29 protein-coding genes are annotated in these 26,059 nt (G+C 63.0%); 14 read left to right on the forward strand and 15 right to left on the reverse strand.

The window, feature by feature from the left end:
- Positions 1-3: 3 nt before the first annotated feature.
- Positions 4-1,641 (reverse strand): ABC transporter substrate-binding protein, encoded by a 1,638-nt coding sequence (locus tag Q2941_RS11665; protein WP_027523361.1) that lies wholly within the window; start codon positions 1,639-1,641, stop codon positions 4-6.
- A gap of 30 nt (positions 1,642-1,671) precedes the next feature.
- On the reverse strand, positions 1,672-2,493 hold the full coding sequence (locus tag Q2941_RS11670) for a sugar phosphate isomerase/epimerase family protein (RefSeq protein WP_458192565.1): 822 nt from the start codon (positions 2,491-2,493) through the stop codon (positions 1,672-1,674).
- 847 nt (positions 2,494-3,340) lie between these two features.
- Between Q2941_RS11670 and Q2941_RS11675 the strand changes: the two genes are divergently transcribed.
- On the forward strand, positions 3,341-3,604 hold the full coding sequence (locus tag Q2941_RS11675; protein ID WP_084801458.1) for a hypothetical protein: 264 nt from the start codon (positions 3,341-3,343) through the stop codon (positions 3,602-3,604).
- A 180-nt stretch (positions 3,605-3,784) separates the two neighbouring features.
- Here Q2941_RS11675 and Q2941_RS11680 read toward each other — a convergent pair whose 3' ends face one another.
- Together Q2941_RS11680 and Q2941_RS11685 are read right to left on the reverse strand one after the other, a co-directional pair.
- Positions 3,785-4,159: a hypothetical protein gene (locus tag Q2941_RS11680; protein WP_458192566.1), complete on the reverse strand. Its 375-nt coding sequence runs from the start codon at positions 4,157-4,159 to the stop codon at positions 3,785-3,787.
- A gap of 12 nt (positions 4,160-4,171) precedes the next feature.
- Entirely contained in the window at positions 4,172-4,498 is a 327-nt protein-coding gene (locus Q2941_RS11685) for a nuclear transport factor 2 family protein (protein WP_458192567.1), read from the reverse strand.
- A gap of 799 nt (positions 4,499-5,297) precedes the next feature.
- Between Q2941_RS11685 and Q2941_RS11690 the strand changes: the two genes are divergently transcribed.
- The gene (locus Q2941_RS11690; RefSeq protein WP_027523364.1) at positions 5,298-5,681 is read left to right on the forward strand and encodes a universal stress protein; all 384 of its coding nucleotides are present in this window, start codon (positions 5,298-5,300) and stop codon (positions 5,679-5,681) included.
- A 707-nt stretch (positions 5,682-6,388) separates the two neighbouring features.
- Here Q2941_RS11690 and Q2941_RS11695 read toward each other — a convergent pair.
- The 5 genes from Q2941_RS11695 to pncA all read right to left on the reverse strand — a co-directional run bounded on the left by Q2941_RS11695 (position 6,389) and on the right by pncA (position 11,618).
- The gene (locus Q2941_RS11695; protein WP_254112437.1) at positions 6,389-6,775 is read right to left on the reverse strand and encodes a GrlR family regulatory protein; all 387 of its coding nucleotides are present in this window, start codon (positions 6,773-6,775) and stop codon (positions 6,389-6,391) included.
- A gap of 30 nt (positions 6,776-6,805) precedes the next feature.
- A complete protein-coding gene (locus tag Q2941_RS11700; protein WP_027523366.1) occupies positions 6,806-8,839 on the reverse strand; it encodes an NAD(+) synthase in 2,034 nt (677 codons plus the stop codon).
- Between the two features lie 233 nt (positions 8,840-9,072).
- Complete coding sequence (locus Q2941_RS11705; protein ID WP_458192568.1) at positions 9,073-9,780, reverse strand: c-type cytochrome; 708 nt, start codon at positions 9,778-9,780, stop codon at positions 9,073-9,075.
- 84 nt (positions 9,781-9,864) lie between these two features.
- Entirely contained in the window at positions 9,865-10,989 is a 1,125-nt protein-coding gene (locus tag Q2941_RS11710) for an alpha/beta fold hydrolase (RefSeq protein ID WP_458192569.1), read from the reverse strand.
- 2 nt (positions 10,990-10,991) lie between these two features.
- On the reverse strand, positions 10,992-11,618 hold the full coding sequence (gene pncA, locus Q2941_RS11715) for a bifunctional nicotinamidase/pyrazinamidase (protein ID WP_035662510.1): 627 nt from the start codon (positions 11,616-11,618) through the stop codon (positions 10,992-10,994).
- Positions 11,619-11,831: 213 nt separating this feature from the next.
- On the opposite strand from pncA, the gene glk reads away from it, so the two are divergent.
- Complete coding sequence (gene glk, locus Q2941_RS11720) at positions 11,832-12,809, forward strand: glucokinase (RefSeq protein WP_458192603.1); 978 nt, start codon at positions 11,832-11,834, stop codon at positions 12,807-12,809.
- A 98-nt stretch (positions 12,810-12,907) separates the two neighbouring features.
- Positions 12,908-13,147, forward strand: coding sequence for a hypothetical protein (locus tag Q2941_RS11725; protein WP_254112440.1), 240 nt, complete (start codon positions 12,908-12,910; stop codon positions 13,145-13,147).
- 11 nt (positions 13,148-13,158) lie between these two features.
- Here the strand turns inward: Q2941_RS11725 and Q2941_RS11730 are convergent, their stop codons facing one another.
- A complete protein-coding gene (locus Q2941_RS11730; protein WP_027523372.1) occupies positions 13,159-13,371 on the reverse strand; it encodes a hypothetical protein in 213 nt (70 codons plus the stop codon).
- A gap of 233 nt (positions 13,372-13,604) precedes the next feature.
- Here Q2941_RS11730 and Q2941_RS11735 point away from each other — a divergent pair, with 233 nt between their 5' ends.
- Complete coding sequence (locus tag Q2941_RS11735) at positions 13,605-13,808, forward strand: hypothetical protein (protein ID WP_027523373.1); 204 nt, start codon at positions 13,605-13,607, stop codon at positions 13,806-13,808.
- A 156-nt stretch (positions 13,809-13,964) separates the two neighbouring features.
- Positions 13,965-14,120 (forward strand): hypothetical protein, encoded by a 156-nt coding sequence (locus Q2941_RS11740; protein WP_198031769.1) that lies wholly within the window; start codon positions 13,965-13,967, stop codon positions 14,118-14,120.
- A gap of 109 nt (positions 14,121-14,229) precedes the next feature.
- Here the strand turns inward: Q2941_RS11740 and Q2941_RS11745 are convergent, their stop codons facing one another.
- From Q2941_RS11745 to Q2941_RS11760, 4 genes are all read right to left on the reverse strand, one after another.
- Entirely contained in the window at positions 14,230-14,961 is a 732-nt protein-coding gene (locus tag Q2941_RS11745) for an adenylate/guanylate cyclase domain-containing protein (RefSeq protein WP_254112441.1), read from the reverse strand.
- 84 nt (positions 14,962-15,045) lie between these two features.
- The gene (locus Q2941_RS11750; protein ID WP_458192570.1) at positions 15,046-15,306 is read right to left on the reverse strand and encodes a PilZ domain-containing protein; all 261 of its coding nucleotides are present in this window, start codon (positions 15,304-15,306) and stop codon (positions 15,046-15,048) included.
- A 292-nt stretch (positions 15,307-15,598) separates the two neighbouring features.
- Positions 15,599-15,982, reverse strand: a complete 384-nt coding sequence (locus tag Q2941_RS11755; protein WP_458192571.1) for a response regulator — start codon at positions 15,980-15,982, stop codon at positions 15,599-15,601.
- A 101-nt stretch (positions 15,983-16,083) separates the two neighbouring features.
- Positions 16,084-16,860: a Spy/CpxP family protein refolding chaperone gene (locus Q2941_RS11760; protein WP_458192572.1), complete on the reverse strand. Its 777-nt coding sequence runs from the start codon at positions 16,858-16,860 to the stop codon at positions 16,084-16,086.
- A 465-nt stretch (positions 16,861-17,325) separates the two neighbouring features.
- Here Q2941_RS11760 and Q2941_RS11765 point away from each other — a divergent pair, with 465 nt between their 5' ends.
- The 6 genes from Q2941_RS11765 to Q2941_RS11790 all read left to right on the forward strand — a co-directional run bounded on the left by Q2941_RS11765 (position 17,326) and on the right by Q2941_RS11790 (position 23,422).
- Complete coding sequence (locus Q2941_RS11765; protein ID WP_458192573.1) at positions 17,326-18,666, forward strand: ABC transporter substrate-binding protein; 1,341 nt, start codon at positions 17,326-17,328, stop codon at positions 18,664-18,666.
- 163 nt (positions 18,667-18,829) lie between these two features.
- Positions 18,830-19,768 (forward strand): carbohydrate ABC transporter permease, encoded by a 939-nt coding sequence (locus Q2941_RS11770; RefSeq protein WP_027523379.1) that lies wholly within the window; start codon positions 18,830-18,832, stop codon positions 19,766-19,768.
- Positions 19,768-20,679, forward strand: coding sequence for a carbohydrate ABC transporter permease (locus Q2941_RS11775; RefSeq protein WP_458192574.1), 912 nt, complete (start codon positions 19,768-19,770; stop codon positions 20,677-20,679). Before Q2941_RS11770 ends, Q2941_RS11775 begins: the two co-directional genes overlap by 1 nt.
- A gap of 20 nt (positions 20,680-20,699) precedes the next feature.
- A complete protein-coding gene (locus tag Q2941_RS11780) occupies positions 20,700-21,800 on the forward strand; it encodes an ABC transporter ATP-binding protein (RefSeq protein WP_027523381.1) in 1,101 nt (366 codons plus the stop codon).
- Between the two features lie 36 nt (positions 21,801-21,836).
- Positions 21,837-22,826, forward strand: a complete 990-nt coding sequence (locus tag Q2941_RS11785; protein WP_458192575.1) for a hydroxyacid dehydrogenase — start codon at positions 21,837-21,839, stop codon at positions 22,824-22,826.
- 173 nt (positions 22,827-22,999) lie between these two features.
- Positions 23,000-23,422 carry a hypothetical protein gene (locus Q2941_RS11790; protein WP_027523383.1) on the forward strand — a complete coding sequence of 141 codons (423 nt, stop codon included), beginning with the start codon at positions 23,000-23,002 and terminating at the stop codon, positions 23,420-23,422.
- A 3-nt stretch (positions 23,423-23,425) separates the two neighbouring features.
- Here Q2941_RS11790 and Q2941_RS11795 read toward each other — a convergent pair whose 3' ends face one another.
- The gene (locus tag Q2941_RS11795) at positions 23,426-23,935 is read right to left on the reverse strand and encodes a DUF1993 domain-containing protein (protein ID WP_256576057.1); all 510 of its coding nucleotides are present in this window, start codon (positions 23,933-23,935) and stop codon (positions 23,426-23,428) included.
- A gap of 91 nt (positions 23,936-24,026) precedes the next feature.
- Between Q2941_RS11795 and Q2941_RS11800 the strand changes: the two genes are divergently transcribed.
- Both Q2941_RS11800 and Q2941_RS11805 read left to right on the forward strand, forming a co-directional pair.
- Positions 24,027-24,812 carry a transporter substrate-binding domain-containing protein gene (locus tag Q2941_RS11800; RefSeq protein WP_027523385.1) on the forward strand — a complete coding sequence of 262 codons (786 nt, stop codon included), beginning with the start codon at positions 24,027-24,029 and terminating at the stop codon, positions 24,810-24,812.
- 349 nt (positions 24,813-25,161) lie between these two features.
- Entirely contained in the window at positions 25,162-26,049 is an 888-nt protein-coding gene (locus tag Q2941_RS11805) for a DUF2147 domain-containing protein (protein ID WP_254112446.1), read from the forward strand.
- Positions 26,050-26,059 lie beyond the last annotated feature (10 nt).

Here is a 26,059-nt window from a genome sequence, read left to right on the forward strand (position 1 = left end):
GGCTTACGCCTCGAAATTGCCGGCGCGGAAGTCCATCGCGAAGGCGGGCGATGCCTTCCACTTGATCGACTTCGGCTTGGCGGTGAAGGTCGCATTCTGATGCAGGACCGTGTAGGCCGGATCCTCGCGCTCGGCGATCTCCAGCATGCGGCGGAATGCCTTCTTGCGCGCCTCGCGATCCGTCGAGGTCTCCAGGAACTCCGAGAGCTTGTTCAACTCCGCATTGGTCCATTCGCCGATCTGCTGCTGCTGGCCATTCGGTCCGTGCTGGGCCACCAGCGACGAGACGGGGTCGTTGAAGGCGGCCGAGTTCGACCAGTCGCGCACCGCGCGGGTCGGGGCGCGCTCCATGATCTGCGACCAGTTTTCCTTGGTCTCGATCTGAACGTTGAGGCCGACCGACTTCCACATCTCGACCAGGATCTGCGCGGTCGCGACCTGGTTGGTGTAGTAGTTGTTGAGCAGGCGATACGGAATGGGATCGCCCTTGTAGTTGGCCTGTTTCAGCAAGTCCTGGGCGAGCTTCGGATCGTAGGCCGGCACGCTCCAGTCGGCGATGAACATGTCGCCATAGAACTCCCACTGAAGGCCCTTCGGCACGCGGGTGCGGCCGGCCCACAGGCTGTCGACGATCGCCTGGCGATCGATGGCGTGGGTGAAGGCGCGCCGCACCAGCGGATTGGCGAGCTGGGAGTGGTTCTTGTCGAACACGGTCAGGCGGTGATTGAGGATGGTGCCGCCCTGCACTTCGAACGCCGTGTTCTTCTCGATGCCGGCGATCTGGTCCGGCGGGATGTCGCAGGCGAATTGGTATTCGCCCGAGAGCAGACCGTTGATGCGGCTCGCAACCTCGGGCACTTCGAGGAAGCGGATGCGCTTGAGCGGCGGACGGCCGCCCCAATATTCGTCATGCGCCTCCAGCGTCAGCGAGACATCCGGCTTGAGCTCGACGACCTTGTAGGGGCCCGTCGTGACCGGCTTTCGTGCCCAGTCGAGATAGCTCGCGGCTTCGTCCCAGGCGCGGCGATTCATGATGTCGGAGCCGTAGCGCGACAGCCGGCCCTCGATGGTGACGTCGGGAGTCGCGTTGTAGAAACGCACGGTGTACTTGTCGACAGCGTTGACGCGCACGAGGTCCGGCCAGATGCGGCGAGCAACCGCCGGCACGTCCGGCGGCAATTCCTTGCCGGGCCGCGGCGTCGGGATCTTTTCGAACGCCTGGATTGTGGAACGACTCTTGGCCTCGGTCTCGCCGAACATGCGCTCGCGGCTGAAGGTGAAGACGACGTCTTCGGCCGTGAGCTCGTCGCCATTGTGGAATTTCACACCCTGGCGCAGCTTCACCTCGACCGTCTGGTCGTCGATGCGCCGCCACTCGGTCGCAAGCCCCGGCACGGCTTCGAGATTGCCGCGGAAATTCTTGGAGATCAGGCCTTCCCAGATCGAGGAGAAGAACACGCGTTCGCCGACATTCGACTGCTCGCGCAGCACGTCGAGCACGTTCGCGTTCGTGACCTTCTGCACCGCGATCGTGACCGAGGGACGATTATCGCCTTGCGCGATCGAGAACCGCGGCAGGAGCAGCGTGCCGGCGGCAGCCGTGCCGGACTTCAGGATGGTGCGACGGGTGAGCTTGCTCATGACGATGACCCCTGCCCTTGTTTGTGTTGGCTATTCAGCGAGACCGAGCGACTTGAGATGAGCCGCTCCCGCATGGACGCGATCGTGATTGCGCAGTTCGAGGATCAGCCGCGGATTGGAATTGAGGCGCCCCAGCGCACTGAACACAGCGGCCCAGCGGATATTGCCTTCCCCCGGCGCCCAATGGCGGTCGGCAAAACCGTCGGTGTCCTGGAGATGCACATGCGCCAGCATGTCGCCGGCCGCATCGACGTAGTAATCGACCGGCGGCGCGCCGGTGGAGATATGGGCGTAGTTGGCATGGCCGGTGTCGAGCGAGACGCGCACCTTCGGGCTCTCGAGCGCTTTCGCAAGGCGCACGCGGTCGCGGGGATCCTTGTCCTCGATGTTCTCGATGACGATCTCGCAGCCGCTTTGCTCGGCCCGCGCGATCACTTCGGCAAGCGTCGACCGCACCCGCTCGACCAGATTGCCGCGGCTCTCGGGGTAGAGGTCGAGATTGTTGTGATCCCAGGTTGTGAAGGGCGAATGGATCACCATCTGCGTCGCACCGAGGAACTCGGCCGCGTCCAGACCTTGAAGCAGCCGTTTTGTGACGGCCTGGCGGATCATCGGATCGTGGCTGTCGATCGTGAAGCCCCAGAACGGGCCGTGGATGCCGAGCCGGCCGGTGTGACCTGCGAGCATCTGCTTGATCTCGCTCGCCGTGGTGCGCCAGTCGCTGTCGAGGAGGTCCGCTCGGAAAAAATCCTGGATCTCGAGATCACGCTGGCGTTCGAGGAGCCAGTCGCGGCGCGCGGGGATCGATTTGATGGACAGAGCAGCGCCCAGCACAGGCAGCACAGCGGTCATGTCTTGAACTCCCTTGGCCATCGCGTGATGACATGGGCAGCGCTAACGCAGTTCAGTGACAGGCCGGTGAAAGGCAGGTTCCCGACGTTCAGGGAGATGTGGACATCGCGTCGGCCTCAGCACACGCTCGCGTCGCACTGAGACGGCAGTTCACGTCCGTAGTGACGCGGATAGCAACGTCCGAGAATTTCGCGTATCTCGGCGCGCGGCCGACGGCCAACGCGCATCACACTTTCCTGGCCGCGTCACATGGGCGGGGGCGCCATGGGGCGGGGGATGAAGTCACGAGGTCCGGACTCCTAGGCACTCCGGACCTCGTGGCAGCTCGTCCCGTGCATAGCGCATTTCAGCCGCCACTTCGCGCGCATCGAGCCTGGAAGCAATTCGCGCCACGCCGTCGATGACCCGCCCTGTAGAATGTCGTCCGTGTTCAATGTCGCCGGCATCAGACAACAATTTCGAAACCGGCTCGAAGGGCCCGTGATCGACTAAGCAGTTCGCCCAACGCGGCTTGTTGCGGTGATCGAGCCATTCCTACGCAGCTTTTAAGTGACCTACATAACATACTGGCCGCCCTGTCATCCCGTAGTCTGTTGCTGCGGGTCCTTGATGCGACACCTCCAGCCCTCCAGCCAGAGCCTCGCGCCATCCACCTGCACAGCCCCCGTCGAGCGCATCGGCGGGGGCTTCTCTCGCATAGCCTGCCAAACAACAGTGACTTTCCCTTGCGCTCACCCTCCGGCTGCGGGAACCTACGCCCGACTGCTTGGTTGGAACTAAGCTCCGGTAAAGCCGCCGAGTTTCTCCTCAGGAGTCAGTCAGGATGCTACCGGGGAAATCGAGAAAAATGCGGAACTGGATGATGCTTGCGCTGGAATCAAACCGCGTGATCGGGTTGCGTCTGGCGAAGCTGATGCGAGGTGGCAAGGGCGCTCAGCGTGAAGCCGAGCGCATGGTCAGTGAAAAAATACAGGCGGCCGCTAAAGCCGGCGCAAGCTTCATGGCTGGCGCCTCGAGCGATGAGATTGTGCGTCAATATCGAAAGCGGGTGGCGGCAAACGCCAAGCGTCTGACCCGGCAGCCAAGACGACGCAAACAAAAATCCCCCTGATCCCGCCAATGCGGTGTGAGCCATTCGCGGGAACCGTAATGGCTGAAATAAGTGGTGTAGGCCTGATGCGTCCGCCTTTGGCCGCTAATGCGCGCTGGCTTGCCCGGTTCTGGCAGCGGACCGGCCGGAAGAACGCACCAGCGGGGCGCGCTGCATACCGCGTGCGGCTGGGCCGGGCTCTCAATCGGGGTTGTCCAGCTTGTCTATCTCAGCCCTCGCCAGCGCCGTGGCTTTCTCGATGGCCTGCTCTCGCGTGAGGGTGTTGCCGCTCAACCGGCGTGAGACAAGATTGTCCCAATAGAACCTGACCGATTTCCGTCCGTCCGCGAACCATACCTCAAGACTTCCGCAGTCATCGTCTACGCCACGGTGAGGGATGATGCGGATGGGGTCGCCTTCGGCCATGGGGGAATTGCTACCATTCCAGCGGCATGGGGACAACGGCGGTGACCCTGGCCAGGTGATTTCGGTTTCGACGATGCCAATATCTCGCGGTGCCCGAGCAAGGCGGCGACGAAGAATGGCGACGCCATTGTCGCCGACCGTCAGCGGCAAGGTCGAGCTTCTTCAGTTGGGTGAGATTCTAGCAGCGCGATCGATCAATGGGCCGCAACTCGTGTAGATGATCTTGTTGGAGCGATCGAAGCGAAAGTAAAAGCGGACCGGCTTGCCTTCATAGCTCTGGTAATCGATCTGAACCCCGTGGCCGGTCAGGACCACATCGTCAAGGTTAAAGGAGCGCCTGCTTTCGAGCTTCGGTGCCCAATAGGCCGCGATCGAACTTCGTCCCGTCAAGGTCACCCCCTCGCACCCGCATTCCATGACCGCGCGCTCGTCATATAGATCGAGCAGAGCGTTCAGGTCTCCCCGTCGGCAGGCATCGAGCCAGTCCACGACGGCGGCAAGAGGATCGAATTCGTCCCGTGAAATCGACATGAGGTCCATACAAAACTGTCGCCGCTCCCGATCGCGACGTAGGCGCACCTGGATAAGGAAAACGGCCCGGAGGAACTGGGGGCTCCGGGCCGAGTGTTTCCTCAACTAAAGACCCCTCGTGCGGCGAGGAGGCTAGGCTTCCAAGGAAACACCACGGTCAACCGCAGAACGCGCGCCGCTGCAAATATCTTTCTGGTAAGGCAGATTAACTCGGCGCAAGCTTCATCCGTTTTGAGGACCGGTCTCGCGCCGCTGTTGGGACTCAGCATACGTGAGCCCAGAAGGATCGGCTTTGAGGGCGAGCGCATAAACCTTCGTATAGGTCCGTTACCCGTTTAGATGACCGACGTTTACCGAGTTTCAATTGAGCCGCGATCGCGAGCGTCTTATCTACAGGGGATGCGGTAGCGCTCCCGCTATCGTTGCCCTCCTTGGGCGTTTCCTCCCTAGACTTGGGCCGCTTGTGGCAACGCAGGCGGCCGTTCTTTTTGTGTGGCGCCCTCTCGGGTTCTTTGGAGAGCGTGAGAACTGGGGTACGCGCGACCACTCCCTTCGAGGATATCTGCTCCGAGAAAATCCGTGGTTGCAGTTATAGAAAAGGCGGTGCGTCTCGCCTCGAAGTGACGCGGTGAGCCACGCGCCGACATATGGGTCGCAGCAAGATGGGCCGATTGATGTATCGCAAGACTATATCCGAAACGCGGGCCCAACTTACCTTCGGAAGGCAGCTATACGTTCAGACAATCGGGAGTGAAGCATGTACCGGCATATTCTCATTCCGACAGATGGGTCGGTGCTGGCGGAGCATGGGGTGGCGCATGGGTTGGCGTTGGCGAAGTTCGTTGGAGCCAGGGTATCAGCAATCAACGTTGTGGAACCGCTTTTTGCAGTGACAGGCGACTTTGCGAGCGTGTTGGATCACGTGGCAAATGCAGCCAAGGAGGCCGGTGTTCCCTGCGAGACAATTCAGGTGGAGAACGGGCAGCCGCATCAAGCCATCATCGCAACAGCCCAGGACAAAGGCTGCGATCTCATTGTTATGTCATCGCATGGGCTCAGCGGACTTTCCATGCTTCTAATGGGCAGTGTGACAAACAAGGTGCTGACCAACGCGAAAACGCCCGTGCTGGTTTGTCAGTGAATGTTGCAGCGCGGCTGGCTCGAGCTGCACGAGGCGGCACCTATAGCTCTTGAAGGCAGGAGCGCCGCCAACTGAAGCGACCACTTGCTTTATTTCTTAGCTGGCAGCTTCGCCGGGACTTGCGGCGTTGAGCTGACAATCTTCACGCTTCCATCGGATTCGTGACTTTTAATCGTCTCCTGAACTAGAAAGAACTTTTCCGCAAGCATTGCGGTCCTCCCTGGCAGTCGATTTGGGGAGCAAGAATATCACGACGGCGGAACCCGATTCTTAAAGTTTGACAATTTGGTGCATCGCGAAAAATGCGACCTCGATCATTTTGGAGCACCCTGCTTTGGCTACCTGAGGATGGGATTTAGGAGCAAATCCGGCCGTGACCCAGCGAACGTTACACACAATTGAATGGAACGCTTATCCGCTTCAAATCCCACCAGCGAAGGAGCGCTTGCTGTTGATCGTGTCAGCAGCCGGCCAGCCACCAAGTCTCAAGCTCATAGGCAAAAGTGAGGTTGCGATCGGATACTGGACCGGCGACGCCTTTCGGGTGATGTCCGGCTTTTTGCGACCACGGCTGACCGATTGGCAGCCGGCGGTTACCCATTGGGCGAGACTTGCACCATGTTTGCCCACAGGGATCGATCTTGTTCGCGACAGACGATTCGAGCCTGACGTTCGGGATTGAGCAATCACGACGTCGCCGCGATGCTCTACATCGCTTCTTTCAGCGTCAACCGCGCCGTGAAGGTCACGCTGGTCTTGCCGACCAGCGCCATGCCTTCGATCTCGGCGCAGCCGGCGGAATAGCCGCCGGAGAAACCGCAGGTGACCTCCCTGCCGGCGAACGCTAGCGACTTGCCGACCACCTCGGTGTGCTGATTGACCGTCATCTCGCCGCGCCACTTGCCGTTCCGGAACGTGTAGTGGCCGGTGTAGTAGAAATAGCTGTCGCCGCCCATGATGCGGCCGTCGCAGAGCACGGCGACGCCCTTGGCCTGGCCGCGCTTGCCATCGCGCATCGCGATCTCGAAGATATAGAGGCCGTTGACGACCCCGCTGTGATCGTCGGCCGTTTCCGGCCTAGGCGCGGCCGCCATCAGACTATCCCCTTATTTCGTCCGTCTTCATCATTTCGGCACGTTCCGCTCGAGATCCTCGAGCCACGCCGCCGCACTGGAGTCCGACGGCGCACGCCAGTCGCCGCGTGGCGACAGCGAGCCGCCGGCCGAGACCTTCGGACCGTTGGGCATTGCCGAGCGCTTGAACTGGCTGAAGGCGAAGAACCGCCGCAGGAACACTTCGAGCCAGTGGCGGATGTCGGCGAGCGCATAGGCCCTGCGCCGGTCGTTCGGGAACGCCGGCGGCCACTCGCCCCCGGCAACATCCTTCCACGCATGCAGCGACAGGAAGGCGATCTTCGACGGACGGAACCCGAAGCGTAGCGTGTAGAACAGGTTGAAGTCCTGCAGCTCGTACGGCCCGATCGCGGCTTCCGTACTCTGCGGCTTCTCGCCGGGCTTGACGGGCACGAGCTCAGGCGAGATTTCGGCGGCGAGGATCGATCCCAGGATTCGGTTGACATCATCGCTGAACTGCTTCGAGGCGATCACCCAGCGGATCAAATGCTGGATCAGCGTTTTTGGCACGCCGGCATTGACGTTGTAATGCGCCATCTGGTCGCCGACGCCATAGGTGCACCAGCCGAGCGCGAGTTCCGACAGGTCGCCGGTGCCTATGACGATGCCGCCATGATGATTGGCAAGCCGGAACAGGTAATCGGTGCGCAAGCCCGCCTGCACGTTCTCGAAGGTGATGTCGTAGACCTTCTCGCCCTTGCCGAAGGGATGACCAATGTCCTTCAGCATCTGCGTCGCCGCGGTGCGGATGTCGAGCTCCTGCCAACTCGTCTGCAACGCCTTCATCAGCGCGAGCGCGTTGGTCTTGCTCTCGCTGCCGGTGGCAAAGCCCGGCATGGTGTAGGCGAGGATGTTTTCGCGAGGCAGACCGAGCAGGTCGATCGCCTTGGCCGCGACGATCAGGGCGTGGGTGGAATCAAGCCCGCCCGACACGCCGATCACGACGCGTTTTGTTCCCGTCGCACGCATCCGCTGCACGAGGCCGGCGACCTGGATGTTGTAGGCCTCGTAGCAGTCCTGCTCGAGCAGATGCTCGTCGCTCGGCACGAAGGGAAAGCGCTCGACCTCGCGCAGGAAGCCGATATCGGCAACCGGCGGCTTCAAGGCAAAGGTGATCCTGCGGAAGCTTGCCTCGCGCTGACGACGGTTGTCGTCGAACGTTCCCATCAGCGAACGCTCCTGCCGCAGCAGGTCGAGATCGACGTCGGCGGTCGTGATCTGCCCGCCCTGCCGGAACCGCTCGCCCTCGGCCAGCAGCACGCCGTTCTCGTAGATCGAGGTCTGCCCGTCCCAGGCCAGATCGGTCGTCGACTCGCCCGCGCCCGCGGCGGCATAGACATAAGCGGCAAGGCAGCGCGCGGAGGTCGATTGGCACAATAGCGCGCGCGAGCGTGCCCGGCCGATCGTGATGGGGCTGCCGGAGAGGTTGATGAGAACGCTCGCACCGGCAAGCGCCAGCTCAGAGGCGGGCGTCACCGGGATCCACATGTCCTCGCAGATCTCGACGCCGATCGTCAGGCCCGTGACATCCTCGGCCGCGAACAGCAGGTCGATGCCGAACGGCGCGCGCACGCCGCCGACCGCGATCTCCTCACCCACGATCCCGGCGCCGGAGGCAAAGTGGCGGCCTTCGTAGAACTCGCGATAGGTCGGCAGGTAAGTCTTGGGAACGATGCCCAGAATGCTGCCGCGATGGATGACGACCGCGCAATTGTAAACGCGCGCGCCGTGGCGCAGCGGCGCGCCGACGATCAGCACGGTCATCAGGGCCGACGACGCCTCGACGATCGCCCCAAGGCCGCGCGCGACCGCATCGAGCAGCGGGTCCTGCATGACGAGGTCTTCGATCGCATAGCCGGACAAACACAGTTCAGGGAACACGGCGACCGCCACCGACTGCTTGTGACAGGCGCCCGCGGCCGCCACGATCGCTGTCGCATTGGCGGCGGGATCGGCCACGTGCGAGGTGGTGACGCAGGCGGCCACGCGCGCAAATCCGTGGGCGTAGATCGAGTGAAAGCTCATGGTGCGCGGGACCTTCCGTTCAGTTGCGACCATTCTTAGCCGATTGACGTGCATCAATGCACGTAATTCGCGATCATGCATAACGGCTCTGCTAAACATCCTCCCTACTCCACTTCCGGCCGCCGCCCCCTTTGGATGCTGCGGCCGTTCTTTTGCGGAATGGTGTGGATGCGCCTAAAGCGCGATGAGATGATCTTTTCGGAAAACCGCTTCACACTTTTCCGGATCACGCTCTACCGGGAGCGTTCGGCCCGCAGCGTCTCGAACAACGCGACGAGGGCCTCGACCTGATGGCTGGCAAGCCGCGGGTTTGGCATCGACTGGTTCGGTCCTAGGTAACGATGACCGGAGGTGAGGAGCTGCCTGAGGTCGTCGCTGGAGAATGATGGCCGGCTTGCGATGTCCGTGAAGCTGGGCGCCGGGATGCGCGACTCCGGCTGCTCGTTCGGCCTGTCGGAGACCACATGGCAGTTGCCGCAAATCGAACGTGCAAGCCAGCGCGCCTCGGCGAGCTGGTCGACAAAGAGCTGATCCGTGAAAGGCGAGTTCGCCGGCACCTGAAGGGTGATGAAGCCATATCCCTCGGCGCGGTGGCAGGCATTGCAGCCATTGGTCAGATCGCCGTAGGCCTTGGTGAAAGCCGCGGCGTCCTTGGCACCAACGGCACTCCGCAAGGCCTGTACTGCCGCGACGGCCTGGTCAGCGCGGCCCGTCGGTTGCGCCACACGCCCGAGGCCGGCTTCGATCTGGTTGAGCTCATAGGTCGCAAGCGGCCAGTTGCCGAGGCGGCCGGCGGACCACAATTTGATGTGCTGGAACTGAAGGGCGGCCATCAGCTCGGACGCTGCCTTATCGCCGCGCATGTTGTCGGCCTGAGCGAGCGCCTGCGAGAGCGCGGCGGTCGCCAGCGCCAGAGCGGCCAGAAGTGGACTGAGCCTCATGGAGCCTCCACGTCACACTCTAGGCTCCCCCTCAGTCCAACGGCTTTGACCGGGATCAAGACCGCCGCCGTCAGGTGATGCCTATCAGGCCCTGCGCGCCAGAACACCGCCGCCGAGATCGGAGCGCAGCCATTCGGAGATGCGCGGCCAGGCATGGACATGGGTCCGCGCTCCCATGAACAGCCCGAGATGATCCGACGGCTCCGATGCTGCCGCGATGAAGACCGGGGGCGTCCCCACGAGATCAGCGGTCGCCAGCGCTTGCGTCGCCGGCACGACCTCGTCGTCGAGCCCGGCGAGCAGGAAAATGGGCGCTCTCACATCCTTCAAATCGATTTGTCTGCCGAGCGCGACGAAGCCTCCCGCCGCGATGCGGTTCTCGCGGAAGATCCAGTTGACGATCTGGAGGTAGTAGCTGCCCGGCAGGTTGAGGGTCTCCTCGTTCCAACGATTGAAGCGCTCCAGGAGCTCAGCCCCGCCCTCCTCGGCCAAACTCCTCTGCAACGCCACCGCGATATCTTCCGCACTCAGTGACCTCGACCAGAAGCGCAGCATCTCCTCGCCGCTGACATTGCCGCCGCCGCGCGCCACGAGCTGGTCGTAGACCAGTTCCGGCGCATTGCGCGCGAGCCGGGACAATGCGGACTTGATCGCGAGATCAACGGGGGCGCCGACCAGCACCAGGCGGCGCACCTTGTCCGGGAAGCGCGCGGCGTAGAGCAGCGACAGCCAACCGCCCTGACAGAGGCCGATGAGGTCGACCGGTGCGCCTATCTCATCGATCGCGACATTGAGGTCGCCGAGATAGCTGTCGATCGAGAGATAGCGCATCTCTGATGATGCCGAGCGCCAGTCCGTGAGATAGACCCGATCGACCCCGCCCTCTTGCAGAGACTGCACGACGCTGTGACCGGGCGCGAAATCGGCGATCAGCGCACGGTGCAGAGCATAGGGCGCGCAGACCAGCGCCGGCGGGCCGGTGCGCTTCTTCGTACAGTCGCGCAGGCGCATGGTCGCGAGCTCCAGTGCGACCTTGTTGGGCGTGGACCAGGGCAGTTCCGTCTCGCGCGGTTCGGGCGAGCTGCGCTCCAGCCACCAGAACGCGGCGTCCATGGCGACCTTGGCCGCTGCAAACGGCCACAGCAGCGGATCATCCGGGCCCGGCCCGGATGCTGTCGGCGGCGGCGGTTTATTCGTTCCTTGCGCCATCTTTAGAAGAACGCCTCGATGCTGACGACGGGAATGCCGAGCGCCCTGAAGCTGTTATGGGTGGCGGCAACCGAGCCGTCGAGATCGATGCCGCGGCAGGCATCCTCGATCACCGCGACCTCGAGACCTGCCTTGCGGGCATCCTCCGCCGAAAAGCGGACGCAAAAATCCAGCGCCAGGCCCGCGACGAACGCCGTCTTCAGCTCGCGCTCGCGCAAATAGCCGAGCAGCCCGGTCGGAGTCCTGTGGTCGTTCTCGAACAGTGCCGAATAGGAATCGATGCCGCGGCGAAAGCCCTTGCGCACCACCAGGCTCGGCCGGCGGACGTCGAGATCCCGATGGAATTCGGCGCCGGCGGTGCCCTGCACGCAATGCGTCGGCCACAGCACCTGCGGACCGTAGTCGAGATCAATGGCCTCGAACGGCCGCTTGTTGGGGTGATTGGAGGCGAAGGAGACGTGATCGGCGGGGTGCCAGTCCTGTGTCAGCACCACATTGGCGAATTTTTGGGCGACGCGATTGATGGCGGGCACCACCTTCTCCCCGCCAGGCACGGCCAGCGCCCCGCCGGTACAAAAGTCGTTCTGGACGTCGATCACGAGCAGGACGTCCCGGTCGGATATCTTCATCGCTGGTCTCCACCCGGTCTGGCCTCAATGTCGATCTTCCGGCGCCGCTGCGCAACCGCCTACCGCGGGCGGACTGCCGCCGGCGCAACGGTTCGCCCGTATCGACGTTGACGACAGCATCAAGCCGCGGTGGTATGCGAATCTGACCGCGAAGCAATGGAGACAAAGGTTCCCGCGATCACCAATGGCGATGGACGCGGCGGCCACGAGGACATGACCAGTCGGACGACAAGAGGTTGCGCATTGCTCGCCGACATCGGCGGCACCAATTCGCGCTTCGCGCTGATGGAGGAGGACGGCCGGATCGGGCCGGTCGCCTATGCGCGGGTCGCCGACTTCCCCGCCGTTCGCGACGCCATGGCCGACTTCCTCGCCCGCCAGGCCAATGGCGCGCAGGTGAGCACCGCCGTGCTCGCGGTCGCGGGACCCGTCGTGAACAACCGCTGTGTCATGACCAACAGTCCGTGGATCATCGATGGGAAGGAGCTCCGCGCCGGCTTTGGCCTCGACGCTGTTCACGTGCTCAACGATTTCGAGGTGCTGGCCTGGGCGCTGCCGGCCTTGCAACCTGCCGACCTCTTCCGGCTCGATGCCCAGAGTGGCGCGGCTGGCGAGCCGCTGCTGGTGCTCGGACCCGGCACGGGCTTTGGCGTCTCCTGCCTCGTCGAGCGTCACGGTGCCCGGGTGGCCGTGATCACGGAAGCGGGTCATGCGACCCTGCCGGCGGAGACGGAGCGCGAGGAGCGCGTCATCGCCGCGATGCGACGGCGCTTGGGCCACGTCGAGATCGAGTTGGGCGCGCTGTCCGGTGCGGGGCTGCAAAACCTCTACGAGGCGGTCGCCGAGGTCGATGGTGCGAAGGCCCCACAACGCGACGCGGCGGCCATCACCGCGGCCGCCCTCGACGGCAGTTGCGACCTCAGCCGCACCGTGCTCGAAATGTTTTGCGCCATCCTCGGCTCCGTCGCCGGCAATCTGGCGGTGACCTTCGGTGCCCGCGGCGGCGTCTATATCGCCGGCGGCATCGTCCCGCGCTTCCCGAAATTCCTGGCCGCATCCACCTTCCGCGAGCGCTTTGAGGCCAAGGGACGTTTCCGGGATTACCTGCATCCCATTCCGACCAGCATCATCGTCAAGCCGGACGCGAGCTTTGCGGGTCTGAAGGCTTTTCGCGATCACAGCACGGCGTGAGCCTCGTCCCACGATTGCGGTGTCGAGCGTGAAACGCCTCGCAGCTAACCGTCCCGGCCGTGTTAGGATCACCGGGTTTGAGGGCTGGGGAGATCTTTGTGAATCACTTGATCCGAATCATTGCGATTTCGTTTGTTTTGATGCCCCCTGTTTTTGCGCAAAAACTGGTCGATCCAGCCACGGTTGCACCGGAGTACCGCGACGCAGCGGAGCATCGCCGCACCGAGCAGTTGAGGCAGCGCGCCTGCGGCCTCAAGGCACAGCAGGCCAAGATCCTGCTGCGTGATCGCGCCGCCTTCGTGCTGAAGTGCATGGATGCGGCGGACGCGAGCAAATAGTCAGTCGTCTGCTAGCGGCGCTTGCCAAGCTCGCCGCGCTTGCGGCCGAGCGAGCCTGCCAGCGTCACGAGTGCGATCAGAACGGCCGTCAGACATGCCCATCCGCGCAACTGCGCGAGCGACCAGCCAAGCTCGGCCTGGGCGAGGTAGTCCAGCATGATGGCGACATAGCCGGCCACCCAGACGGCGACAATGATCGAGATGAGATCGAATTCGTCTTGCATTCTCGTATTCCAATGCCCTGCCGCTTAGCTATAGGGCCCCGCGGGCGAGAGCTCTGTGACCTCCTTCACAAGCGGATGCGCGATCCGCCATTGATTCCGCGCAAGCCACGCGGGCGCCATCCACAGCTGATTGCATCGTTTCATGTCGCCGAACACGAGTCCCGCTTGCCCCATTCCGTCGCTTGAGAAACAATTCGCCCGTGGTGCGTATGTGTACGGTACGGGGGCGTGGCATGCGTAAGCAGGATCTAGGTTTTGACTACCATCGCTATCACCGGTTGCTGACCGAGGCGGTGGACGAAGATAGTCGATTGGCGCTCATCGATCTCCTGATCGAGGAAAAGGCCAGGGATCGGCTGGCCGCGCAGCGAGCCTCCGATCGGGCCGCGATGACGGCCCAGACCATCGCCAAGGTGCTCGGAACGGGCCGCAACTGATCCCGGGGGACAGCAGCCCTGCCGGCCCGCCGCCGCTGCGGAGTCGGGCATCGATTGCGATTCGGTTAAGGATGCCTGGCAATCCTGTATCAAACTTTGTGCGCTAGAGATTTCCCCTGCCTGATGCAATTCAGGGTCAAAACAGGGGGAAATGACATGAGCATGCTTTCACTCGCCTCGGCTCCGGCCGGCATCGAAATCCGTTCGATCGACAATTCCTTCAAGACCATCCTGCTGTTCTGCTGCGCCGGTCTCCTCGCCTCGTTCAGCCTGATGGCACGCGGCATCGACCTCAGCGCTGGCTTGATGTGAACGAGGACGCTTGATTAGAGACGTTCTTTAGACCAGTTTCATCGAAATTCATCTTTGGAATGGCCGCCCCTAGAGGCGGCCATTTTTTTGTTTGTGCGGAGGCGAGCCGTCAGCCTGCGAACAGCATGACCGGCTGTTGAAAGCCTTTCAGTGAGTGCTCGGAGCCATCTCCCGCGACCAGGTGGCCGGCACGCTCCCGCACTGTCGACGTCACCAGGATCTTACCCGAGCGTGCCGCGGCCTGCGCCCTTGCGGCGCGGTTCACCACGGTTCCGACCGCAGTCAAGTCGCGATGGGTACGACCGAATTCGCCGAAATTGGTTTCCCCGCTGTCAATGCCGATCCCGATGCCGACGTCCAATCCGCTGCTCCCGATCGAGCGCACCAGCTCGTCGCGCCTGCGGCCGAATCGCTCCTGGATCTCCCGCGCGGCAAGCAGCGCCTGCACGGCGTGGTCCGTCTGCTTGACCGGGAAATTGAAGATCGCGAACACGGCATCGCCGATCGTCTTGTTCAGGAGGCCGTCGTAGTGCCAGATGGCTGCGGCGCAGTCATCGTAGAAGGCGTCGAGCAGCGCGGTCAGCTCGGCCGGCTCCAGAGTCTGCGTCAGCGCCGTATAGCCGCGCAAATCTGCAAACATCACCGTGGCATCGATGGAGACGGAGCGCGCCTTCATCACCCGCGAGAAGGCCATCTCGCAGATGGTGCAGGTGTTCGGGTTCATCCGGCTCGGTCTGATGCCGAACAGGCGAAACGGCGCCGATAACGGCCCGCGCAGCGGAATCGGCATATGCAGGTTCTGCCAGCATCCCAGGCAGATCGTCGCAGGCTCCGGTGTCATCGCGAACTCGGGTCCGTCTCGTCCATTCCGCGCCAGCCGAGGCTAGCATCTTTGCATGCGCCGGGCGTCAATTTCTCTCCACCGTCAGGGTTGTTCATCCCCTCCGTCGACAAAGGCGAGCCCGATCCGGTTTTTCTGGATCCAGATCACCCGGCAATCGTGGACCGAGGAGTCCTTGGCGATGACGAGGCGAAAACGCTGGGGAACGAAGGCGGGGTTGTCGACGTCGATAGCCGCGCCGGCAGGCGAGATGTTACGCACGACGCAGCTCATCACCGAGCCGCCCGCCGAGACATAGGCCAGCTCTTCGATGTCGATACGCGGATACTTTCGTTTGTCGTCCATGCGCCGTCTGCCTCGATCCAAGCCTAGCCGGATTGCCTAAACAAATTGCACGATCCTCGGGTTACGCCTGCGTGATTTCATTGTGCAGTGCGATGGGCTGGCGGCTTGCGTGAAGGCAATCACGCGCCCTCGTCGCGGGTTCCCGACAAGGCCGCACCTCGGCCACAGGTCGGGCGTGAATCGGTCTGCTTTTCTTCAAGTTCCCGTGACGAATTGAGCAGGCCGCGCCGCTGCGGCAGGATAGCCGGGCGCAGTGCCTTTCACCTACCCCAGGGCAAGGTTGCCCGGCTATTCACCCAAGCGGACGTGAGGCGGATGGCGAGCCGGGAAAAAGAGAGTCGATCATCGCCTTGAGCTGGTCGATCGAAATCGGCTTGCGCAGGATCGGCCTGCGCCGGAGCAGCGACGGCAGCAACTCCGGTCCGTAACCCGTGGCGAACAGAAACGGCTTGCCGCGGCGCTCGATCAGGTCCGCGACGGGATCGACGTAAAGCCCCATGAGATTGATGTCGAGAATGGCCAGATCGTATTGCGCCGTCATCGCAAAGGCGCTCGCGTCCTGAACATTGTCGGCCTCAGCGACAACACGGTGGCCAAGCTCCTCCACCATGTCGGCCATCATCATCCGGATCAACGCTTCGTCTTCGACCAGGAAAACGGAGAGTGCGCCCGTCATATCAACCCCGCAGCGATTGTTTGCAGCTAATCATAACTGCATCGCCGCGGGGATTCACGAGTTCGTGGCAATCGAGCGCCACAAATCTATTCAAACGCCGATCAATCCAGGCCGCGCTCGTGGCTGAGGCGGACCATCTCCTGGATGAAGACTTCCTTCTGCTTGTCATCCAGGCTCGAGTACAGCGGCTCGGCGGCATCGGCGACGTTGCGCTGGTCGGCAGCGCGGTCGATCAGGAACTGCGCCTCGTTACGCATCTGCTCGATGATGTCGTCCGGCGGATCGCGCTTGGCGCGGGCAATCCGCAGATTGAGCCGCTCCGCGCCATTATGCCCGAGGTAATGCATGGCGCTGGAGAAACCGTACCAGTGCTTCTCCTGGTCGGGTGTGAGGTTCAGCTCGGTCTTGATGCGCTCAATATAGGAATCGCTGTTGGCGACGATCTGCTCTCCGGTGAGTTGCGGCGCGCCGTTCTGGGTAAGAACGGTGACGTCCTTTGTCCCGTCCTTTGGTGCGTCCTTGCTGGCCTTGGCGGTCTTGCTGGCCTTGCTGCTCTTGGCGTCCTTGGTGCCCTTTGCATCGGCGCCCTTGTCGGCCCCCTGCTGCTTGGCGTCCTTGCTCGCATCCTTAGCCGGCGCCTGGTTGTTGCCGACCCCGAGCACGCCGGTGAAGACACCGACCACGCCGCCAATCGCGCCGCCCAGCACGCCACCGACCGGGCCTGCGGCCTTGTTGCCGGCGGCCGCGCCCTCCTGAACACCTTTGACCAGGCCCTGCGCATGGGCGACGCAACCGGCGCCCAACAGCAATGCAACGACTGACCCGAACGCGAACCATCGTCGCAGGCGAAGCCGCGCAGGCGGCGTCGGGTTGATCATTCTTGTCTCCATGTCGATCTGATTGGCTGCTCGGAGGGTGGAATCGCGCAAAAGGTCTGCCGGCTGGAACTCTAGCGTTTTCACGTCGCGCCGGTCCAGATCGAGGAGCGATCCTCCACATCCGAAAACTCTGTCCTGCGAACTGGTTAGTTCAGGTTTATTCGGAACTGCGGCGTAATTGCGCTCGAACGATCCTCGCCTATCCCGACCACAGTGTGCGTCGCAAAAGGAGCCGTCCAGGTTCAAAGCCGCGACACGCGCGTAACGCGGAGCTGCCGCTCCTTTGGACTCAACGTTAGTTCAAGAAACGCGTGCGTGGGATTCCTCGACAGGCGCGATCAATTCTGATCTGATCGCGCTACCAATTCTCCGCGGCTCGCGTGACTAGCCACGCGAGGCGACGGCAAGAAAAACAAAAAAACAACAAAACAACAAAACAACAAAAGACCAAAGCGAGGAAACGAGATGTCACGCAAGAAGCTCACGCGGCGACAGTTTGTGGCCGCAACTGCCATGTCCTCCGCAGCCCTGATCACCGCGCCTTATGTGCGCGGCGCCTACGCCGCTGGCAAGCTCTCGATCGGCTTCTGGGACCACTGGGTGCCGGGCGCCAACGACAGCTCCAGGGCTCTCGTCAATGAGTGGGCAGCGAAGGAAAAGGTCGAAGTCTCGATCGACTACATCACCAGCAACAACAAGAAGATCGAGCTGACCGTTGCCGCCGAAGCGCAGGCCAAATCCGGTCACGACATTCTTCAGATGTACACCTGGTGGCCGCACGCTTATGCCGAGCAGCTGGAACCCGTGAATGACGTCGTCGAGGCGGCGATCAAGCAGAACGGCGAGGTCAACGGCACCGTAAAATATCTTGGCCAGGCCGCCGGCAACTGGCTCGCGGTTCCTGCAACTCCGGGAAGCCAGATCAAGGGGCCATGCTCGCGCATCGATCTGATGAAGAAGCACGCGGGCATCGACGTTCAGGAGCTGTATCCGGTTGGCAGCCCGCCGAAGGCCGACAGCTGGAATATGGACACCTTCCTCAAGGCGGCGGAAGCCTGCCAGAAGGCGGGCTTCGCGTTCGGCATCGGTCTTGGCGAGACCACCGACAGCGTCGATACGGCGGGCGCCATCTTCCAGTCGTTCGGCGCCGAGCTCGTCAACTCCAAGGGCGACCTCACGGTGAAGACCGATCAGGTCCGCCAGGCGCTCGAATACTACAAGAAGCTGATCGCCTTCCTGCCGCCGGACGCACCGTCCTGGGACGACGCCTCGAACAACAAGTGGCTGATCTCGGGGCGCGGCGCCCTCATCATGAATCCGCCGAGCGCCTGGGCGGTTGCCAAGCGCGACGCGCCGCAAGTCGCCGAGCAATGCTGGACGCATGGCTTCCCCGCCGGTCCAAAGGGCCGCTTTGCGCCGTTCCTGCCCTATTTCTGGGGCCTCTGGAGCTTCTCCAAGAACAAGGAAGCGGCCAAGAGCCTCCTCGCCTATCTGTCGCAGCCGTCATCGATCGAGAAATTCGTTGCGGCGAGCGGCGGCTACGACCTGCCGGCCTACGCCAAAATGACGACCCTGAAGACCTGGGCCGAGGAAGGGCCGCCGAAGGGCACGCTCTATCATTATCCCAATCCCTACAATCATCAGACGCTGTCGATTGCGGCCTCTCCTGCGCCGCCGAAGATCGCCCAGCAGATCTATGCGCAGGCGACGCTGACCAAGATGGCGCTGCGGTTTGCGCAAGGGGAGAAGCTGGAAAACACGCTCGCCTGGGCCGAGGGCGAGTGCGAAGGCTTCATGCGAAGTTGAGCCGGGTTGTGCCACGGCGGTTCGCGCCTCGCGCGTGAGCCGCCAAGGCAACCCGTCGTTCGATGGACGTGATCAGATGAAACCGACACCAGCGTGCCGGCTTCACCGTTGGACATTCTGCAAGGAAGCTTGACCCAAGGAAGCTTGACTCAGGGAAACTGACATGGCCGATGTCATCGTTGAGCACGGTCGCGTTGCCGGCAGCGCGAGTGCACGCAAGCGGGCGAGCCTGCACAATGCGTTGAGGCGGAAATCGACCGTGGCGTTCTTCCTGACGCTGCCGCTCATCCTCCTGATCGCGCTGCTGGTGCTCTACCCTGCCCTGTTCTCGATCCATCTCGCGACGCTGAACAAGTCGATGCAGAAGTTCGTCGGCTTCGGCAACTTCACCTTCCTGTTCAAGCGCGAAACCTTCTGGATGGTGGTGAAGCAGTCCTGCATCTTCGCGATCACCGCCGTCGTCTTCAAGGCGCTGATCGGCTTCATCGTCGCGCATTTCGTCCACAACATACCGGCCAAGGGCCAGCGCAAATGGCGCGGCATGCTGCTGGTGCCCTGGGTCATTCCGCCGGCGATGAGCACGCTCGCCTGGCTGTGGCTGTTCGATCCCTCCTACAGCGCGTTTAATTACACGCTCTCCCTGTTCGGCATCGGTCCCGTTAACTGGCTCGGCGATGCCGCGTGGGCGCGCTTCTCCGTCATCCTCGTCAACGTGTGGTACGGCGCGCCGTTCTTCATGATCATGTACCTGGCGGCGCTGAAATCGGTACCGGAGCAGCTCTACGAGGCCGCTGCGATCGACGGCGCCAACTGGTGGCAGCGGATCTGGTACGTGACGCTGCCGATGATGCGCAACATCATCGCAATCACGACGCTGTTCTCGCTGATCGTCACCTTCGCCAATTTCGACATCGTCCGCATCCTGACCTCGGGTGGGCCGCTCGATCGGACCCAGATCTTTGCCACCTACGCGTTCCGCGTTGGCATCGAGAGCAGCGACATCCCGCTCGGCGCCAGCGTCTCGCTGTTCATGGTCCCCATCCTCGCCGTCGCGGCCATCTTCATCCTGCGCGACGTCTCTAAACGCGGGAACGAATCCTGATGAGCACGCTCGCGATCGACAAGGCCGGTCCCCGGCGCAAGGTCAAGTATGGCAGCATGAGCCGGGACCGCGCCTGGGCGCTGCGCTGGTCCTACTTCTTCCTGGCGCTGTTTGCGATCTTCTTCCTGACGCCGCCGCTCTACATGGTGATCACCTCGCTCAAGAGCAGCGCGGAGATCTCGGCGGCGACCAATCCCTGGTGGGTGTTTCATCCGACGCTGTCGAACTACCTGGAGCTCCTGACGTCGAACCAGTTTCTCCGGTTCTTCTGGAATTCATCCATCGTCTCACTGGTGGTCGTGATCCTGACCATGCTGATCAGCGTGCCCGCGGCGTTCGCGCTGGCGCGGATGAGGTTTTGGGGCTCGGCGACGCTCGCCACCGGCGTGTTCCTGACCTACCTGATCCCGGACAGCCTGCTGTTCATTCCGCTGTTCAAGATGTTCGCGCTGATCCAGGATCTGACCGGCATCACGTTGCTCAATCGATGGTATGTGCTGCTGTTCGTCTATCCGACGCTGACGGTGCCGTTCTGCACCTGGATCATGATCGGCTATTTCGCTTCGATCCCGAAGGAGCTCGATGAAGCCGCGATCATCGACGGGGCGTCCTGGCTCCAGACCCTGACGCGGATCTTCATTCCGGTGGCGCTGCCCGGCCTGATCGCCGCGACGATCTTCGCCTTCACCGTCTCCTGGGCCCAGTTCCTCTATCCCCTGGTATTCACGACCTCCATTGACCAGCTCGTGCTGCCGGTCGGCATCACCACGACGCTGATCAAGGGCGATGTCTTCAACTGGGGGCAAATCATGACCGGCGCGCTGCTCGGCGCTGCGCCGCCGCTGATCATCTACGCCTTCCTGATGGACTACTACATTGCCGGCCTGACGGCCGGTGCGACAAAGGGTTGAAATCGAGAGGTTGACGATTTATGGCTGATGTTTCCTTGCGCAAGGTGGTCAAGCGTTACGACGACGTCGAGGCGGTGCGCGGCATCGATCTCGACATCGCCGACCACGAGTTCATCGTGCTGGTGGGCCCGTCCGGCTGCGGCAAGTCGACCACACTGCGCATGATCGCAGGGCTCGAGGACATCAGCGACGGCGACATCATGATCGGCGGCGACGTCGTCAACGACGTGCCGCCGAAGGATCGCGACATCGCGATGGTGTTCCAGAACTACGCGCTCTATCCGCACATGACGGTGGCGGAGAACATGTCGTTCGGGTTGCGCCTGAAGCACTACCCGAAGGCCGAGATCAAGTCGCGCGTGACGGAGGCCGCCCGCCTCCTGGACATCACGGACCTGATCGACCGCAAGCCGAAGCAGCTCTCCGGCGGCCAGCGCCAGCGCGTTGCGATGGGGCGCGCCATCGTCCGCAATCCAAAGGTGTTCCTGTTCGACGAGCCGCTCTCCAACCTCGATGCCAAGCTGCGTGTGCAGATGCGCATCGAGATCAAGAAGGTGCATCAGAAGGTGCGTACCACTACGGTCTACGTCACCCACGACCAGGTCGAGGCGATGACGCTCGCCGACCGCGTCGTGGTCATGAACAAGGGCCGCATCGAGCAGATCGGCACGCCGAACGAACTCTACCACAAGCCGGCGACGCGCTTCGTCGCGGGCTTCATCGGCTCGCCCGCGATGAACTTCGTGCCGTGCCGGCTGGAGGATGTCGGCGGCAAGCTCAACATCCGCCTGACCGACCGCATCTCCTTTCCGCTGCCGCCGGAGCGTGCCGCGCACTACAACGCGTTGCCGCGCAACGACCAGCTGCAGCTCGGCATCCGGCCCGAGCACATCGCGGAGTCGCATGCGCATCTCGATCCCGGCGTCGAGACCTTCGACACCATGCTCGACGTCACCGAGCCGATGGGCATGGAGACGCTGGTCTACTTCAACCTCAACGGCACGCCGGTCTGCGGCCGCGTCAATCCCAATGCCGGCGCCAAGGACGGGGCACCCATGCGTTTGGCGATGGACCTCAACAACATGCACCTGCTAAACGAGGCGACCGGCCTCGTGCTGTGACGGCCGGTCAAGAAAACCTCGAGCAGGCAGGGGACGATGGCGACCAACAAGAAGAAGATTTTTGTCACGCAAACTTTGTCGCGGGGCGCACGCGCCCTTCTCAACCAGCGGGACGACATTGAACTCGTCGAGTTCTCCAACCTGATTTCGGCTTCGGACTTCCAGGCGATGCTGACTGCGCATGCGCCGGTCCATGGCGTTGCGCTGGGCCCGACCCGGTTCGGCGAGCCCGAACTCGAGGCATCCAAAGACATAATGGTTGTGACGCGGATTGGCGTTGGCTACGACTCGGTCGACGTGCCTGCCCTCTCCCGCCGCAAGGTGCCGCTGATGATCGCAGGCAGCGCCAACTCGCCCTCGGTCGCGGAAGCCGCGCTGTTCATGATGCTGACGCTGGCCAAGCGCGCCCAGGAGCTGCACGCCTGCGTCAGGGACAACAAATGGGCCGACCGGCTCGGCATCCTGCCCTTCGACCTCTACGGCAAGACCGTCGTGATCGTAGGCTTTGGCCGCATCGGCAGCCGCACCGCCAAGCGCTGCCTCGCTATGGAGATGAACGTCCTGGTCTATGACCCCTACAAGCCGGCGGCCGACATCAAGGCTGCCGGTTGCGAGCCGGTCACCGATCTCGACGCGGCGCTGCCCCGCGCCGACTTCGTCAGCATCCACTGCCCGAAGACGCCCGAAACCGTCGGCATGTTCAACGCGGCACGGATCGGCCTGATGAAGCGGACGGCCTATCTCATCAACACCGCGCGCGGCGGTCTCGTCGAAGAGAAGGCACTCTATGGTGCGCTCACCTCGGGTCGGCTCGCCGGCGCCGGCCTCGACGTGTTCGAGCAGGAGCCGCCGCCGGCCGGACACTCGCTGTTCGAGCTTCCGAACGTGATCATGGCGCCGCATGTGGCAGGCGTCACCGTCGAGGCGGTCGATCGCATGAGCGAGCAGACCGCGCGCAACATTTTGAGCGTGCTCGACGGCGATCCGATCCGCCAGAACGTGATCAATCAGGACGTTCTCGCCTGACCACCGCGGTTTTCGGAGAGGCGGACATTCGTCCGCCTCTCCAAGGTCAACCAGGTGTCCCATTTCGGCACAATCGGGCCCAAACCTAGCCTTAATCAACGGCAACCTAGGGTGACAGGTCGCGACCGGTCGTGGGACAGAATTGCCGGCGCGTCCTCTTGGAGGATGGACCCTTGTCAGACATCGACCCGACCGACCACGCGCTGGCGACGATCGCCAGCATTCTCGAACACCCCGAGGCCCCGCCCGAGACTGAGAAGTTCGCGAGCGTCGACGAGGATCTGGTCGTCGACGAGCAGCCGCTCGTGCCGCAGCACCCGGCCGACGCCGACGGCTACAGCAAGCTCGGCCCCGGGCCGATGGCGGCGCTGCGGTTCAAATGGACCGTGCAGCGCGGCGATGAGGGTCTCTACTACGTCCACGAGACCATTGGCGAGTATTCCACGCCCGTGGTCAGCGGACCGATGTCGGGCGAAGCCGCGGTGCAGTTCGTCGACGAGCGCGAGAGCGAAGCGCATCGCCGTTTCGAGGTCCTGCGCGACGAGATCGCCAACCGCAGCTCGGTCTCCGACATCGTACGGAAAGGTGAGGTGTAAGCCTCACCTTCTTCCCAGAAAATCCCTCTTCACGAGATCGACGCCGGCGTGCCGCAGGATGTCGTAGGCCGTCGAGACGTGGAAGAAGAATTGCGGGATCGTGAAGGTCAGCAGCAGCGAGCGTCCGGTGAAGGGCAGCTCGACGCCGCTTTTCAGGCGGAAGGCGACGTCCTTCTCGCCTGCGGCCTCGATCTCGGTGCGCGGCAGGCTCTCGACGAAATCGACCGCGGCCGCGATGCGCCGCTGTAGCTCCGCAAGATCAGGCTTCGCGTCGGCAAACGTGATCGGCTCGCGCCCGGCAAGCAGCGCGGATCCGACCACGGCATGGCGGACCGCCTCGCCCACCTGCTGCGCCAGATCATACATGTTCGGATAGAGCCGCATGCCGAGCAGGATCGCCGGATCGATCTTGCGCACTTCGGCGTAAGACGCGGCCTTGTCGAGCAGCCCGGACAGGTTGCGCAGGAACGGCACGAACATGCCGACGGAAACCTCATGGAGGGAAAGCGTCACTTCAAAATTTCCTTCTCGCAGTTTGCGGACATCTGGTCTAAATCCGCAGGTTCTGGAGCAACATGACAGCTGATGCGAGGGTGGGAAAGAGATGATCGTGCGACGACTGGCGGCCCTGGCCGCGGCGGTGGTGGTGAGCTTTGCGGCCCATGCGCAGGAGACGACGTCCCCTTCCCGCCTCGATGAGATCATCAAGCGCGGCACCTTGCGCATCGGCATGACCGGCGACTACCGGCCATTCACCTCTCTCGACAAGACAACGCAGAAATTCAGCGGCTTCGACGTCGATATGGCCGAGGCGCTAGGCAAGGCGCTCGGCGTCAAGGTCGAGTACGTCCAGACCGCCTGGCCAAAGCTGATGAAGGATTTTGAGACCGATCAGTTCGACATCGCGATGGGCGGCGTCTCAATCACCCTCGACCGCCAGAAGAAGGGCCTGTTCTCCACGCCGATCATGCGCGAGGGCAAGACCCCGATCTCGCGCTGCGCTGACGTCGCCAAGTACCAGACGCTCGCCGACATCGACAAGAAAGGCACGCGCGTCATCGTCAATCCCGGCGGCACCAATGAGCGCTTTGCGCGGGCGCACATCAAGGACGCCGACATCACCGTCTTCCCGGACAACACCGCGATCTTCGACGAGATCGCCAAGGGCAATGCGGACCTGATGATGACCGACGCCTCCGAGACGCGCTATCAGCAGAAGCAGCATCAGGGCGTGCTCTGCGCGGTGCATCCGGACAAGCCGTTCGATTTCTCGGAGAAAGCCTACTGGCTCCAGCGCGACGTTGCGCTGAAGGCCTTCGTCGACCAGTGGCTGCACGTCTCCATGGAGGACGGCAGCTACCAGAAAATTTATGGCGCCTGGTTCGATTAGCGCGCGCTTCTTAAGCCCGGACCTAAAGCGCGATGAGATTGGGATGAGTCGTCATCGCGCTTTAGATTATTGTTTGAGCATGATCTCCGCGCAAACGCGCTTCGCGTTCGTCGCGAGGGAATACCGCTTCGCACTTTGCGCTCGCGCCCTTCGGGTCCGGATCATGCTCCTGTCGCAATAGTCCGCATTTTGGCTGCCCGTCGGTCAAACCTTGGACCGAGTTGGCGCGCATTGAACCAAGATCGAAGGGAGCACGACTCATAGCTTGAAAGTGATCTGGATCACGTTTCGTCTCGGGGCCGGGGCGTAGGCGTGGATACGGGGACGACCACCTGCTCGGGAGATTGCAATGAAAAAGCTATTGGCGATGGCCGCATTTCTTTTGGCGAGCACGGCCGCGCAAGCGCAATACACCTTCGAGTATGGCGGCCGCACCATCCGCATCGACCCTGACCGCGGCACGGTGCAGATCCCCGGGGTCTACGACAACACCGGCCAGGGCAAGTCGAAGAAGGCCAAGAACGACACGAAGAACGCGACCAAGACCGACACCCAGCCGCCGCAGCAGGCCAAGGTCGATCCGCAGCCGCCAGCCAATCCCGCGCCCGCGCCGGCTCCCGTGACGCCACCTCCGGCAGTCGAGCAGACGCCCGCCGCAGCCGCGCCGCCTCCGGCGCCACCTGCCCCGCCCGCACCGCCGCCGACCACGACCGCCAACAACGCGCCGGCCGCAACCGCCGTCGCGCCTCCGCCGGCTCCGCCGCCCGCCCCGGCTCAGCAGGACGCTACTCCCGCGGTGACACCGCCGCCGGCTCCGCCAGCCGCCGTCGCGGTTGCTCCGTCTGCACCCCCAGCTCCGCCCCCGCCGCCGACGCCCGCTCCGCCTCCCGTTCAGGCGGCGGCTCCGGCGGCAGCGCCCGCGCCCACGCGTGACCTCAATTCGCCGCTCGGCGTCTGGCTCACCGAGGAGAAGGAAGGCAAGGTCCGTATCGAGCAGTGCGGCAACAATCTCTGCGGCTACTCGGTCGATGCCAAGTCGGACCAGAACGGCGAGCAGATCCTGATCAACATGAAGCCGGCCCAGGGCCAGAAATGGACCGGCCGGATCGTCGATCCCAACACCGGCTCGACCTACGATTCCACCATCGCCATGCGCGGCACCGACCGCCTGCGTGTGCAGGGCTGCGCCTTCGGCGGCATGTTCTGCGGCGGCCAGACCTGGACGCGCGTGAACTAGTTCACGCCCG

This window comes from Bradyrhizobium sp. UFLA05-153, assembly GCF_054185185.1.